Source organism: Trujillonella endophytica, assembly GCF_900110555.1.
GTDB lineage: Bacteria > Actinomycetota > Actinomycetes > Mycobacteriales > Geodermatophilaceae > Trujillonella > Trujillonella endophytica.
The window spans coordinates 193,358-207,242 of the sequence record NZ_FOEE01000009.1 but is presented as its reverse complement, the minus strand read 5'-3'; the positions used below and the strand labels follow the sequence as shown (position 1 = coordinate 207,242).

At 74.3% G+C, this 13,885-nt stretch carries 13 protein-coding genes and 1 pseudogene; 7 read left to right on the top strand and 7 right to left on the bottom strand.

Annotated features, from left to right (window positions below):
- The 6 genes and pseudogenes from BMY88_RS15635 to BMY88_RS15610 all read right to left on the bottom strand — a co-directional run.
- Positions 1-228, bottom strand: a pseudogene (locus tag BMY88_RS15635) (leucine zipper domain-containing protein); the annotation flags it as partial.
- 129 nt (positions 229-357) lie between these two features.
- Positions 358-2,814 (bottom strand): ABC transporter permease, encoded by a 2,457-nt coding sequence (locus BMY88_RS15630; RefSeq protein ID WP_091945321.1) that lies wholly within the window; start codon positions 2,812-2,814, stop codon positions 358-360.
- A gap of 5 nt (positions 2,815-2,819) precedes the next feature.
- Positions 2,820-3,572 carry an ABC transporter ATP-binding protein gene (locus BMY88_RS23890; RefSeq protein ID WP_091945318.1) on the bottom strand — a complete coding sequence of 251 codons (753 nt, stop codon included), beginning with the start codon at positions 3,570-3,572 and terminating at the stop codon, positions 2,820-2,822.
- A gap of 325 nt (positions 3,573-3,897) precedes the next feature.
- Entirely contained in the window at positions 3,898-4,599 is a 702-nt protein-coding gene (locus tag BMY88_RS15620; protein WP_091945315.1) for a response regulator transcription factor, read from the bottom strand.
- Positions 4,596-5,786: a sensor histidine kinase gene (locus BMY88_RS15615; protein WP_091945312.1), complete on the bottom strand. Its 1,191-nt coding sequence runs from the start codon at positions 5,784-5,786 to the stop codon at positions 4,596-4,598. The genes BMY88_RS15620 and BMY88_RS15615 overlap by 4 nt, the downstream gene beginning before the upstream one ends.
- Positions 5,787-5,869: 83 nt before the next feature.
- A complete protein-coding gene (locus tag BMY88_RS15610; protein ID WP_091945309.1) occupies positions 5,870-6,418 on the bottom strand; it encodes a hypothetical protein in 549 nt (182 codons plus the stop codon).
- 167 nt (positions 6,419-6,585) lie between these two features.
- On the opposite strand from BMY88_RS15610, the gene BMY88_RS15605 reads away from it, so the two are divergent.
- The 5 genes from BMY88_RS15605 (at position 6,586) to BMY88_RS15585 (ending at position 12,159) form a co-directional block, all read left to right on the top strand.
- Positions 6,586-7,536, top strand: coding sequence for an ABC transporter permease (locus tag BMY88_RS15605; RefSeq protein WP_091945306.1), 951 nt, complete (start codon positions 6,586-6,588; stop codon positions 7,534-7,536).
- The gene (locus tag BMY88_RS15600) at positions 7,536-8,417 is read left to right on the top strand and encodes an ABC transporter permease (RefSeq protein ID WP_091945303.1); all 882 of its coding nucleotides are present in this window, start codon (positions 7,536-7,538) and stop codon (positions 8,415-8,417) included. Before BMY88_RS15605 ends, BMY88_RS15600 begins: the two co-directional genes overlap by 1 nt.
- On the top strand, positions 8,414-9,445 hold the full coding sequence (locus BMY88_RS15595) for an ABC transporter ATP-binding protein (RefSeq protein ID WP_091945300.1): 1,032 nt from the start codon (positions 8,414-8,416) through the stop codon (positions 9,443-9,445). Before BMY88_RS15600 ends, BMY88_RS15595 begins: the two co-directional genes overlap by 4 nt.
- 1 nt (position 9,446) lies before the next feature.
- Positions 9,447-10,466: an ABC transporter ATP-binding protein gene (locus BMY88_RS15590; RefSeq protein ID WP_091945297.1), complete on the top strand. Its 1,020-nt coding sequence runs from the start codon at positions 9,447-9,449 to the stop codon at positions 10,464-10,466.
- Positions 10,467-10,572: 106 nt separating this feature from the next.
- On the top strand, positions 10,573-12,159 hold the full coding sequence (locus BMY88_RS15585; protein ID WP_170861132.1) for an ABC transporter substrate-binding protein: 1,587 nt from the start codon (positions 10,573-10,575) through the stop codon (positions 12,157-12,159).
- Between the two features lie 102 nt (positions 12,160-12,261).
- On the opposite strand, the gene BMY88_RS15580 is transcribed toward BMY88_RS15585, so the two are convergent.
- The gene (locus BMY88_RS15580; RefSeq protein WP_091945290.1) at positions 12,262-12,747 is read right to left on the bottom strand and encodes a MarR family winged helix-turn-helix transcriptional regulator; all 486 of its coding nucleotides are present in this window, start codon (positions 12,745-12,747) and stop codon (positions 12,262-12,264) included.
- Between the two features lie 85 nt (positions 12,748-12,832).
- Between BMY88_RS15580 and BMY88_RS15575 the strand changes: the two genes are divergently transcribed.
- Together BMY88_RS15575 and BMY88_RS15570 are read left to right on the top strand one after the other, a co-directional pair.
- Positions 12,833-13,396, top strand: coding sequence for a YceI family protein (locus BMY88_RS15575; RefSeq protein ID WP_091945287.1), 564 nt, complete (start codon positions 12,833-12,835; stop codon positions 13,394-13,396).
- 123 nt (positions 13,397-13,519) lie between these two features.
- Positions 13,520-13,861 carry a hypothetical protein gene (locus BMY88_RS15570; RefSeq protein ID WP_091945284.1) on the top strand — a complete coding sequence of 114 codons (342 nt, stop codon included), beginning with the start codon at positions 13,520-13,522 and terminating at the stop codon, positions 13,859-13,861.
- The last annotated feature ends 24 nt before the right edge of the window (positions 13,862-13,885 follow it).

Below are 13,885 nucleotides of genomic sequence, written 5' to 3'. Positions count from 1 at the left end.
GTCCGGCGCCAGCTGCTCGCGTAACGCGACGATCCGCTCGACCAGCCACTCCGGTGTCGCCGACGGCGAGACGTGCGGCCGCCGAGAGCGCTCCGTCCACGCGCCCTCGGCGGCCACCCGCGCCCGATGCCGGTAGAACGTCCGCGGCTCGACCCCGTTGACCCGGCACCACTCCGCGACGTTCTCGATCGGCACGCCGACCTGCAACGTCGCATCCAGCAGCTTCATGACTGGCGCTCGCTTCCCCACACCACCTCATCGGCGTTGTGATGATCAAGCGACACATGTCATGAGACTTCAGGACTGACAGATGTCCTCGGACTCAACATGCAGGTTTCCTGCACCGTGGCACTCCACTCAGGCGGCCAGCGCCGCCACGGGGGGTGTGCGGGCGGCGCGGCGGGCGGGCAGGACGCTGGCGAGCAACCCGGCGACCGTGGCGACGACGACGATGGCGGCCACCTGCAGCCACGGCATGCTCAGCACCACCTCGCCCTGCCCGCCGAGCAACGACGCGACGCCGACCAGCCCGTACCCGGTCCCGAGCAGCACCCCGAGGACCGCGGCCACCCCGGCCACGAGCGCCGCCTCCCAGGCCAGCAGCCCGCGCACCTGCCCGCGGGTGAGCCCGAGCGCCCGCAGCAGGCCGTTCTCCTGCCGGCGCTCCACCACCGACAGCGCGAGGGTGTTGCCCACGCCGATCAGCGCGATGACGACGGCGACGCCGAGCAGGCCCGTGACGACCAGCAGCAGGACGTCGAGCACCTCGTCCAGCGCCGCCCGCTCGCTGGCCAGCCCCGTCACCGCGGCGGTCGGCCGCGCGGCGCCGGCGAGGTCGGTCACCTCGTCGACCACCGCCGCCGGGTCGGCGCCGTCGTCCAGCCGGAGCCAGACGGTGTCGGCCACCGCGCCCGGCGCCAGCGCCGCCAGGTCCGTCGCGGTCAGCAGCGGCTCCTCGGTGTCTCCGAGCAGCGCGGTGAACGTCCGCGTGCCGCCCGCGCCGGTCAGCGTCACCTCCTCGCCGGCCGCGACGCCCCAGCCCTCCACCGTCCACCACGGCAGGACGACGGTGCCGTCGGCCGGCAGCGGCAGGTCGTCGGTGGAGCGCAGCACCGCGGCGGCCCGGGCGGGGTCGACGCCCAGGCCGCGGGTCTCGTAGCCGTCGGGCCCGGTGACCGGCCCGGCGGTCAGCGCCACCGCGGCGCGGACGCCGTCCACCGCCTGCAGCCGCCCGACCAGCGAGGCCGGGAGGCCGTCCTCGGTGTTGCCGGTGACCTCCACGTCGGTCGGGTACTGCGCGGCCAGGCCCGCCTGCGCGCTCGACCGGGTGGAGGCCGCCCCCACGACCATCGCGCTGGTCAGGGTGACGCCGATCAGCAGCGCGGTGGCGGTGGCGGCCGTCCGGCGCGGGTTGCGGGTGGCGTTGCCGCCGGCCAGCCGCGCGGTCACCCCGCCGCGGCGGGCGAGCCGCCCGGCCGCCGCCACCACCGGCGGTACCGCCCGCTGGGCGAGCAGCACCAAGCCGAGGAAGCTCAGCGCGCCACCGGCCAGGGCGGCCGGCACGCTCCCGCCGGCCACCCCGGCCGCCATCAGCAGCACCCCGGGGACGACGAGCAGCAGCCCCGCGACCAGCCGCAGCATCCCGCCACGGGAGCGCAGGGGAGCCGGGTCGAGCGGGCGCATCGCGGCCAGCGGGGCGACCCGGGTGGCGGCCCGCGCCGGGGCGAGCGCGGCGACCAGCGTGGTCAGCGTCCCGATCGCCAGACCGCCGAGGACGGCCGACAGCGGCACCGACACCCCGGCCAGCGGCACCGGCGAGTCGGTGCCCACCAGCGCGGAGACGCCGGCGGCCAGGCCGATGCCCGCGCCCACGCCGAGCGCGGAGGCGGCGACGCCGGTCAGCGCGGCCTCGGCGAGGACGCCGCGGCGGATCTGCCGCGCGGTGGCCCCGACGCAGCGCAGCAGGGCCAGCTCGCGGGTCCGCTGCGCCAGCAGGACGGCGAAGGTGTTGGCGATGACCAGGCCCGCCACCAGCAGCGCGACGGTGCCGAAGACCAGCAGGACGAGGGTGAGCACGTCCGCGTCGCCGGTGAGCGCCTCGGTCTCGGCCACGGCCTGCTCCTCGCCGGTGCGCACGGCGACGTCCCGGCCGGCCAGCGCCGACCCCACCGCGGCGGCGAGGTCGTCGGCGTCGGTGCCCGCCGTCCCGGCGATCCGCAGCTCCGTCGGGCCCAGCGCCCCCCACGCGGCCACCTGCGCGCCGATGACGAACGCGCGGCCGTTGATCCCGGCGGACGGGTCGCCGCGCAGGTCGACGACGCCGACCACGGTGACCTGCGACGCGTCCTCCCGGCCGTCCTCGCCGTAGGTGGTCACGGTGAGCACGTCCCCGACCTCGGCGCCCACGCGCTCGCTGACCGCGGCTTCGCCGAGCCGGTCGGGGAGTGCGCCCGCGGCCAGTTGCTGCCAGCGCAGTGCCGGGTCGTCGGCGACGGAGTCGACCAGGAGGTACTGGGCGCCGGTGCGCCCGGGCACGAGGGCCTGCACCGACGTGGCGACGGCGACGTCGACGGCGGCCACGCCGGGGAGACCGTCGAGGTCCGCGGCCGCCTCGTCCACCGGCTCGCCGTCCGAGGTGACGACGACGTCGGCGCTCACGTACCGCGCGCCGACGGCCTCGAGCATGGTGGCGCGGGTGGTCTCGCCGAGGGTCAGCGTGGCGACGACGAAGCCGACCGCGATGACGATGGCGACGGTGGAGGCGACGAGCCGGGCCAGGTGCGCGCGCAGGTTCGCCGTGATGATGCGGAGCACGGGGGTCAGGCCCCCAGCCCGCGCAGCGCGGTGAGCACCGAGTCGGCGGTCGGGTCGGCCAGGTCGCCGGCCACGCGACCGTCGGCGAGGAGGACGACGCGGTCGGCGTAGGCGGCCGCGCCCGGGTCGTGGGTGACCATGACGACGGTCTGGCCGGTCTCCCGCACGCTGCTGCGCAGCAGGCCGAGGACCTCGGCGCCCGAGCGGGAGTCCAGGTTGCCGGTCGGCTCGTCGGCGAAGACGACGTCGGGGCGGGGGAGCAGCGCGCGGGCCACGGCCACCCGCTGCTGCTGACCGCCCGAGAGCTCCGCGGGCCGGTGCCGCAGCCGGTCGCGCAGCCCGAGGCGGGCCACGACGGCGTCGAACCAGCCCGGGTCGGGGCGCCGGCCGGCCAGCTGCATCGGCAGCACGATGTTCTCCCGGGCGTCGAGCACCGGCAGCAGGTTGAAGGACTGGAAGACGAAGCCGATCCGCTCGCGGCGCAGCCGGGTGAGCTGGTCGTCGCGCAGGCGGGTCAGCTCGGTGCCGCCGAGGAACACCTGCCCGCCGGTCGGGGTGTCCAGGCCGGCGAGGCAGTGCATCAGCGTCGACTTGCCCGACCCGGACGGGCCCATGATCGCGGTGAAGGCGCCGCGGCCGAACGCGACGTCGACGCCGGCCAGCGCGTGCACCGCGGTCGGACCGCTGCCGTAGGTGCGGGTGAGGGCCGTGGCGCGGACGGCGTCCGCGGTCGGCGGCGGGGCGCCGGGAACGGTCATGAGGGGCACGGCAGCGGACACGGTTCGGGCCTTCCGACACGGGAGCGGGACGGGAGTCACGCTGCCGGTCGGGCCCGCCGTCCCGCGTCGGAGCGAGGGCCGGTCCTGGGCGCCGGGAGGTGCCCCCCGGGTCGGATGCCGCCGTCATCCCCGGGTCGGACTCACCGTGCAATTCCGCGCTTCTGCCCCGGGGCAATTCCGCGCTTCTGCGCGGTGCAATTCCGCGCTTCTGCCCCGGGGCAATTCCGCGCTTCTGCGCGGTGCAATTCCGCGCTTCTGCCCCGGGGCAGTTTCGCGCTTCTGCGCGGGAGGGGGGCAGGGGAGGCTAGGCGTCGCGGAGGAGGTCGGCCGGCTGCACCAGGCCGGTCCGGTAGGCCAGGACCACCGCCTGCACCCGGTCCCGCGACCCCGTCTTCGCCAGCACGCGGCCGACGTGCGTCTTCACCGTCGCCTCGCTGACGACGAAGTGCGCGGCGAGCTCGGCGTTGGTCGCGCCGTAGGCCATCTGCACCAGTACCTCCCGCTCGCGCGGGGTGAGGTCGGCGAGCTCGCGCGGCTCCGCGGCGGGGGCCGACGACGTCCCGCGCAGCATCGGCGCGACGTGCTGCAGCAGTCGCCGGGTGGACGACGCCGCGATCACCGAGTCGCCGGCGTGCACGGTGCGGACGGCGGCGAGCATCTCCTCCGGCGGCGCGTCCTTGAGCAGGAAGCCGCTGGCCCCGGCGCCGATCGCGGCCACCACGTACTCGTCGAGGTCGAAGGTGGTCAGCACGACGACGCGGGGGGCGCCGTCCCGCGCGGTGACCTGCCGGGTCGCCTCGATGCCGTCGGTGCCGGGCATGCGCACGTCCATGAGGACGACGTCGGCCGGCGTGCGCGCGAGCAGCCGCACCGCCTCGTCGCCGGTGCCGGCCTCCCCGACCACGGTGAGGTCGGCCTGGGAGTCGATGACCATGCGGAAGCCGGCCCGCACCATCTGCTGGTCGTCGACGAGCACCACCCGGATCCGGCCGTCGGGCGCGGTCATCGCCGGCTCCGGTAGGGGAGCAGCGCCTGCACCGCGAAGCCGCCGCCGGCGCGCGGGCCGGCCGTCAGGCGCCCCCCGTGCAGCTGCGCCCGCTCCACCATGCCGCGCAGGCCTTGACCGGAGCCGTCGGCCCCGCCCGTCACGAGCGCCGCCGACGCGCCCCGACCGTCGTCGAGCACCGCCACCTCCAGGCCGTCGTCCCGCCACGAGAGTCGCACCCAGGCGCGGCCGGCCGAGCCGGCGTGCTTGAGCACGTTGGTCAGGGACTCCTGCACGATCCGGTAGGCCGCCAGCTGCGGCCCGGCCGGCAGCGGCCGCGGCGTGCCCTCGACGAGCAGGTCGACGTCGAGGCCGCTGGCCCGCACGTCCTCCACCAGCGCCGGCACCGCGGCGACGTCGGGCTGCGGGGCGTAGGCCTCGCCCGGGCCCTCGCGGAGCACGCCGAGCAGGGCCCGCATGTCGGTCAGCGCCTGCCGGCCGGTCGCCGCGATCGCCTCGAGCGCGCCGGTCGCCGCCGCGGGGTCCGCGCGCCCGGCGTAGCGGCCGCCGTCGGCCTGCGCGATGACGACCGACAGCGAGTGGGCCACGACGTCGTGCATCTCCCGGGCGATGCGGGCACGCTCGGCCGTGGCGGCCAGCCGCATCTCCTGGTCGCGCTCGATCTCCAGCAGCCGGGCCCGCTCCTCCAGCCCGGCCTCGCGCTGCACGCGGAGGCGGCGCAGGTGGCCCAGGGCCCAGGCGGCGACGACGGCGATCGCGATGGTCCCGGTGACCAGGACCAGGTCGTTGGGGTCCTGCGACGCGGTGTAGTACACGGTGGCCGCCAGGACGGCCCCGAGCAGACCCAGCAGCAGGCCCGCCAGGCCCGCCCAGCGCGGTGCGTAGGCCGCGAGCGCGTGCACCATCACCAGCGCGGCGACGTCGGCCGGCAGGAGCTCCGGCACGCCGCCGAGCTGCACCAGCCCGAGGACGCAGACCACCGCGGCGGCCGCGACCGGAGCCCGCCGCCGCCAGGCCAGCGCCGCGATCATCAGCGTGCCGAGCGCGCCCGCCGTCGCCTCGTAGGGAGCCCAGGCCCCGGCCGGCAGCAGCACCAGCGTGAACCACAGGAGCCCGGCGAGGCCCGCGTCGACGCCGAACGGATGGCGTCGCGTCGAGGCGGCCAGGTTCTCCAGGGGGTGGTCCATCGCGGATCGAATCTAGGCAGTGGACGGCGCGCCGTCGTCCACCCGCGGGATGACCCGCCGCTCCCGCCAGGGGTGGACGGCGGTCAGCCGCCGACGTTGCAGCCGACGAGGCCGGAGCTGACGTCGATCGGGGCGAAGGTCGTGCCGTCCTCGGCGACCAGGCCCTCCACCCGCAGCCGGCCGTCGCTGTCCCCGCAGTCCTCCCCGGGCGGGTCGACGGTGAGCGCGACGGTGCCCGCGACGACGTCCTGCCGCAGCGTGGGCTCCGGGCCGAGGAGGACGTCGGTGCAGAAGTTCTCCGAGAGGTCGCCCGGGCCGCTGTGCACGGTGACGAGGACGGCGGGGTCCGGCAGCTCGTAGCCGAACTCCGAGGGCTCGCCGGCCGGCCGGTCGGCGACGTCGACGGTCACCGTCACCACGACCTCGCCGGACTCGGACGCGGCCCAGAAGGTGACCTCGCCGCACGCGGCCCCGCGGACCAGTTCGACGCCGTCCCCGGCCGGTCCGGCGCTGGTACCGCCCGCGGGGGACGCCGCCCCGGAGACCTCCGTGGTCGAGCAGCCGGTGAGCAGCGCGACGGCCAGGCAGGTGAGCACGACGGGGGAGGACGGCGGGAGGCGGTGGGCGGGCATCGGGGGATTGTGCAGCCGCCGAGGCTCGCCGCGGGCAGATCGCGGCTCGCCGATCAGCTTCTTGACCTTAGGGCGCTATCACTATAAAGATTGCTGAGACAGCTGTGACACCGATCTCCTCCGGGGTCCGGCCCGATCAGGTCGCGCGACGTCGGAAGTGGGGCCGCATGCTCGTCTTCACCGCGAAGCGGGTGGTCCGAGCGCTGCTCGTCATCCTCTTCGCGACCTTCCTCGTGGTGGCGCTGCTCTCCATCGCGCCGGGGTCCCTGGCGGTGACTCTGCTCGGCGACGCCGCGACGCCGGACGCGGTGGCCGAACTGGAGGCCAGACTCGGACTGGACGAGCCGCTGTGGGAGCAGTACTTCGGCTGGCTGGGCGACGCCGTGACGGGCGACTTCGGGACGTCCCTGCGGACGCGGCAGGACGTGCTGGACTCGGTCCTCGAGCGGCTGCCGGTGACCCTGGAGCTCGCGCTCCTCGCGCTGGTCATCGCCCTGGCCGTCTCGGTGCCGATGGCGCTCGCCGCGGCCAACCGGCCGGGCAGCCCGATCGACCGCGTCTCCACCTTCCTGGCGTCGGTCGGCCTGGCGCTGCCGGCGTTCGTCGTCGCCCCGGTCCTCGTCTACTTCCTGTCGGTGCAGGCGGGCCTGTTCCCGGTGGCCGGGTGGGAACGCGTCGGCGAGGGAGTCGGGGCCAACCTGCACCACGCCCTGCTGCCGGCCATCGCGGTGGCGATCCCGGAGATCGCGGCGTTCCAGCGGCTGCTGCGCACCGACCTGGACTCGACGCTGCACGAGGACTTCATCTCCGCAGCCAGGGCCCGGGGCCTGTCCCGCTCCTACATCCTCTGGCGGCACGCCCTGCGCCCGTCGTCGTTCTCGCTGGTGACGCTGGCCGGCATCTCGTTCGGCCGGCTGATCGGCGGCACGGTGATCGTCGAGGCGGTCTTCACGCTGCCCGGCCTCGGGTCGCTCATCGCCGGGTCGATCGCGTCCCGCGACGTGATCGCCGTCCAGGGGGCGGTCGCCTTCATCGTCATCGCCTACGTCGTCATCAACACCCTGGTCGACATCGGCTACGGGTTCCTCGATCCCCGCGTCCGACGAGAGGCCGTCTGATGAGCATCGTCGAACCGGGCGTCGCGCCGCCGAGCCTGCCGAGCGCGGGCCCGAAGCTGCCTGCCCCCCGGGCCCGCCGGTCCTGGCTCGTCGCCCTCTGCACCGGCTGGCTGGCCCTGGTGGTACTGGCCGCGCTGCTCGCGCCGGTCCTCCCGCTGGCCGAGTACGGCGTGATCGCCGGCCCTCCGCGCGGGAAGCCGGAGCTGTCCCTCGACGGGCTGCTCGGCTACGACGTCCTCGGCCGCAGCATGCTCTCCCGGCTCGTCTCCGGGGCGCAGGCCTCGCTGCTGGTGGGCGTGGTCTCGGCGCTCATCGCGTTCGTCGTCGGCTCGTTCCTCGGCCTGCTCGCCGGGTTCCTGCGCGGCGCGGTCGACACGGTCATCTCCTTCGTCACCGACACCCTGCTCGCCTTCCCCCCGCTGGTGATGCTCCTGGCGCTGGCCTCGGTCCTGCGGCCCAGCGCCGAGACGCTGATCGTGTCGCTGTCGCTGCTGATGACGCCGACCTTCGCCCGGCTCGCCCGGGCCAACACGCTGCGCTGGGCGTCCCGGGAGTTCGTCATGGCGGCGACGAACATGGGCGCCGGCCTGCCGCGGCTGATGGGCCGCGAGGTGCTGCCCAACGTGCTGCCGTCGGTGGCGGCCTACCTGCCGGTGGTGATCGCCGCCCTCATCGTGGCGGAGGGGTCGCTGAGCTTCCTCGGCCTCGGCATCCCCTCACCGACCCCCAGCTGGGGCGGCATGATCAGCGACGGGCAGGACCTGATCTCCCGCTTCCCCAACCTCGTCTTCGTGCCGGCGGTGACGATCCTGCTGACCGTGCTGGCGCTGAACATCGTCGGTGACCGGCTGCGGATCCGTTTCGGGGAGGGGCCCCGATGACGGGCGCTCCGCCGCTGCTGCAGATCGAGGACCTGCACACCTGGATCGCCACCGACGCCGGTCCCGTCCGCGCGGTCGACGGGGTCTCTCTCGAAGTCGCCGCGGGCGAGGCCGTCGGCCTCGTCGGGGAGTCCGGCTCGGGCAAGTCGATGCTCGCCCGCACGGTCATGGGTCTGCTGCCGGATCGGGCGAGCACCTCCGGGTCGGTCCTCTTCGCCGGCGTGGACATGCTCACGGTGTCGGAGAAGGCCCGGCAGGCGCTGCTCGGCCCCAAGGTGGCGATGGTCTTCCAGGACGCCGGCCGGGCGCTGAACCCGGTCGTCCGCATCGGTCGCCAGATCACCGAGGGCATGGTGCGCCACCTCGGCATCTCCCGGTCCGAGGCGCAGGAACGGGCGGTCGGGCTGCTCACCGAGGTGGGCGTGCCGGACCCGCGGCGGCGGCTGTCGAACTACCCGTTCCAGCTCTCCGGAGGCATGCGGCAGCGGATCATGATCGCGATCGCGCTGGCCTGCGAGCCGGACCTGCTGATCGCCGACGAGCCGACCACCGCCCTCGACGTCACCGTCCAGCGGCAGATCCTCGACCTGCTCGACCGCGTCCGCACCTCCCGCGGCATGGGGCTGGTCCTGATCAGCCATGACCTGGGGCTGGTCGCCGGCCGTACCGACCGCGTCGCGGTCATGTACTCCGGCCGGATGGTCGAGGAGGGCCCGACGGACGCCGTCTTCGACACCCCGCGGCACCGCTACACCGAGGCGCTGCTCGCGTCGACGCCGTCCCTCGACACCCCGCGCGCCCGCCGGATGCGCGTGATCGAGGGGTCGCTGCCCGATCCGCGCAGGCCTCCCCCCGGCTGCCGCTTCGCCCCCCGGTGCACCGCGCGCACCGAGGCGTGCGACGAATCCGGCGTCGACGTCCTCCGGGACGGCGTGCTGGGCCACCGGCACGCCTGCGTCCACCCCACGGGGACGCCCGGCGCCACCGCGCTGACGAAGGCCGTGGCCGCCGACGAGACGAGGATCTGAGATGGCCGGGACGGGCGAGGCGCACCTGCTGGTCGACGCGGAGGGCACCGTGCTCTCCGTGCGCCACCTGCAGGTGGAGTACCGGACACCCGGCGGTGTCGTGCACGCCGTGAGCGACGTCAGCTTCGACGTCCGGCCGGGGGAGACGCTCGGGCTCGTCGGTGAGTCCGGCTGTGGCAAGTCGACGACGGGCAAGGCCGTGCTCCGGCTGGAGAAGCTCGCCGGCGGCCAGGTGGTCTACCGCGGTCAGGACCTGGCGTCCGCCAAGCGGGGCACCCTGCGGCCGCTGCGGCGCAAGTTGCAGATGATCTTCCAGGACCCGGTCTCGTCGCTGAACCCCCGACGCTCCGTCCGCGAGCTCGTCGTCGAGGGGCTGACCATCGCGGGCCGCCCCGCGGCCGAGCGGCGGGAGGCCGCCGACCGGGTGCTGGCCGACGTCGGGCTGGACCCCGAGCGGTTCGGCCCCCTGCGCCCGCGCCAGCTCTCCGGCGGGCAGGCCCAGCGCGTGGCGATCGCCCGGGCCCTGGCCATCCGGCCCGATCTGATCGTGTGCGACGAGCCGGTCTCGGCCCTCGACGTGTCGGTCCAGGCCCAGATCGTCAACCTGCTGCACGACCTGAAGGACGAGCACGCCCTGACGCTGGTCTTCATCAGCCACGACCTGTCCGTCGTCCGATCGGTCTGCGACCGCGTGATGGTGATGTACCTGGGCCGCATCTGCGAGGTCGGCGACGTCGACTCGGTCTTCGCGGCGCCGGCGCACCCCTACACGCGGGCGCTGCTGGACTCGGTGCCCCGGCGGCGTGCGGCCGGTGGCTTCCCCGGACCGGCGCTCGAGGGCGACATCCCGAGCCCGCTCGACCCGCCGTCGGGGTGCCGGTTCCGCACGCGGTGCCCGCTGGCGACCGAGCGGTGTGCGGTCGAGGTGCCGGAGGTGCGGGCGGTCGGCGACGGCCATTTCGCCGCGTGCCACCACGCCGACGCGCCCGCCGACCTCGGTCGGGTGCCGGTGTCCGTCTGATTCGGCGCGCTCGTGGCCGTGTCGTGACCTCCTTCGACCCCATCATTGCTATCTATGACATGCATCACCGTTGCTACCCCTCCATCCCCGACCCGAGGCAGGTCTCGTGACACTCACCCGACGGCGGAGCGCCCTCATCGGCGCCGCGCTCACCACGTCGTTGATCCTCGCCGGCTGCGGCGCGGACGAGGGCGGGGGTGGCGGAACCGAGGGCAGCGGCGAGCAGGCCAGTGGTGACCCGGTCGAGGGCGGTTCCCTCACCTACCTCGCCGTCACCGAGCCGGCGAACCTCGACCCGGCATCGCTGAGCAACTCGCTGGTGACCCAGTCCGTCTACGGCAACGCCCTGTACGGCCAGCTCCTGGAGATCACGCCCGGGGGCGAGGTGGAGTACGGGCTCATCGAGAACCTGGAGAACCGGGACGGCACCACCTGGATCGTCACCCTGCGCGAGGGGCTCACGTTCACCGACGGCACGCCGCTGGACGCCGAGGCGCTCAAGTACAACTGGGACCGCGCCAAGGACCGGACGGTCGCCGGCTCGCAGACCGTCGCTTCCGCAGCGGCCATCGCCGGCACCACGGTGGTCGACGACCGCACCCTCGAGGTGACCCTGGCCAAGCCGACGGCGCAGTTCGCCTCATTGATCATGGCCATCAACTTCGTCGGCTCGCCGACGGCGCTCGCCGAGGGGCCGGAGGCCTTCACCGCCGACCCGGTCGGGGCCGGGCCGTTCACGCTGGACTCGTGGACCCGGCAGGACCGGATGGTGCTCTCGGCGAACCCCGACTACTGGGACGCGCCGAGGCCCTACCTCGACGAGCTGGTCATCCGCGCCAACCCCGACGACAACCAGCGGTACAACTCGCTGCAGGCCGGCGAGGTCGACGTCGCGATCAGCAACAACTACGAGACGGTCCAGCTGGCCGGGGACGCCGGCATGACGACCCTGCCGGCAGGCTTCTCCGGCTTCACCAACCTGATGTTCAACTTCTCCACGGCGCCGTTCGACGACCCGCGTGCCCGCGAGGCCATCACGCTGGCGATCGACCGTCAGGCGCTGGTCGACACCCTGTACGGCGGGGCCGGTGAGGAGCCACCCACCTCGCTGATCCGGGAGACCTCCGCGCTGTACGACGACTCGGCGAGCTTCCCCGAGTCCGATGCCGAGCGCGCCCAGGAGCTGCTGGACGAGCTCGCCGCCGAGGGCAGGCCGCTGGAGTTCACGATCCTGTCGAGCAACAACAGCGACGTCGCCCGGGCCGGCGAGATCATGCAGGCCCAGCTGCAGGAGTTCGACAACCTGACCGTCTCGATCGAGGCCCAGGAGTCGGCGAGCTGGTTCGGCAGGCTCTCGCAGAACGACTACGACGCGACCATCTACGGCGCGGCGTACGTCGACCCCAGCCCGGTGCTGGACACGCTCGTGGGCACGGGCTCGGCGACGAACTTCAACCGGATCAGCGACCCCGCCCTCGACGCCGCCCTCGAGCGGGGCCGGCTCTCGGACGACCCGGACGAGCGGCGGGAGGCCTACCTCGAGGTCCAGCAGGTCCTGGTCGACCAGAGCGCGATGATCGTCTACACGTGGAGCCCGGCGTTCCTGATCACGAGCGAGGGCGTGGGTGGCATCCGCTTCTACGGATCCGGCAGCACCCCGGTGGACGGCCTCTGGCTCGTCTCGGACGCCTGACCCGACCGCCGGGCCCGGCCCGGCGCATCGGTGGGGAGCACCCCGCCGTGGACACCGAGAGGTGTTCCGCGGCGGGGTGCTCCGCCGTCCGGGGGAGGGCCGTCAGCGCGGGCCGAGGTGGCGCAGCAGCGTCTCGCCGACGTCCCGCATCGATGCGATCTGCTCGGGGCTGAGCTGGTCGAACAGGTGGGTGCGCACGCTCTCGACGTGCACGTGCGCGGCCGCGTCCAGCGCCTCGAACCCCTCGTCGGTGAGGACGGCGAGCTGGCCCCGGCCGTCCTCGGGGCACGTCTGCCGGCGCACCCAGCCGCGCTCCTCCAGGCGGGAGACCGCGTGCGACAGCCGGCTGCGCGAGGACAGGCACCGGTCGGCCAGCTCGCTCATCCGCATCGACCGGCCCGGGGTCTCGGAGAGGGCGACGAGGATCTCGTAGTAGGCGTGGGAGATGCCGGTGGAGTGGGTGAGCTCCCGGTCCAGCCGGTCCTGCAGCAGCATCGAGCTGAAGAGGTAGGCGCGCCAGGCCTTCTGCTCCTCGGCGTCGAGCCAGCGGGTCCCGTCGGCGGCCGCGTCCGGTGATCCCGAAGTCATGACCCCACCCTACTGGCGGAATAGTCAAGCCTTCAACTACGCTCTCCCACCAGAAGGTCAAACACTCAACTACTTGGAGGACCCCATGACCAGCGCCACCGCCGTCCAGATCCCCGGCTACGTCGCCGGCACCTGGGACATCGACGCCGCCCACTCGACCGTCGGCTTCGCCGTCCGCCACATGATGGTCAGCAAGGTCCGTGGCTACTTCCGCGACTTCGACGGCGTGATCACCACCGCCGAGGACCCCGCGCAGTCCACCGTGACCGCCCGCGTCAACATGGACTCGATCGACACCCGCCAGGAGCAGCGCGACGCGCACATCCGCTCCGCGGACTTCTTCGACGTCGGCAACCACACCGAGATGACCTTCCGGTCCACCGCCGTCCGCACCGACGGCGCCGACTGGACCGTCGTGGGCGACCTGACCATCAAGGGCATCACCAAGCCCGTGACGCTGGAGCTCGAGCTCAACGGCTTCGGTCCCGACGCCTACGGCGGCACGCGCGCCGGCTTCAGCGCCAAGACCGAGATCTCCCGCAAGGCCTACGGCGTCGACATCGACATGCCGATGGACGGCGGCGGCGTCGTCGTCGGCGACAAGATCTCCGTCGAGCTCGAGATCGAGGCCGTGCTCCGCACCGCCTGAGCCGGGGCTCTCGCGCGTCCTCCCTCGCCGTGACGCGTCCTCCCTCACCGCACACCGTGAGGGAGGACGCTGCGGGATCAGGTCACCTGATCCCGCAGCGTCGTCGTCCGGGACACTCGGGATGTGACGACGACGCTTCTGACCCGTGCCCGCACCCGCTTCCCCTCGGCCGCCCTCGTCGCCGCCGGGCTGGCCGCGGGGTTCGGCATCGCGCAGGGCACCGGCGTCCGCGCGCTCGGGGGCGCCGTCTTCGCCCTCGGCGGCCTGGCCGCGGCGGCGCTGTGGGTGCAGCGGCGCGGGTGGGCGGTCGCGCTCGGCCTCGGTGCGCTCTACGTCGGCGCCTTCGTGCTCGCCCACGTGCTGGCGCTCGGCGCGGGCCTGCCGGCCTGGCTCGCCGTCGGCGGCGTGACGATCGCGGCCGCCGGGGTCACCGCCGCCGTCGCCGACCGGCCCGAGGCCGCCTGACCTGCGCCTCCGCGCGGTGAGACT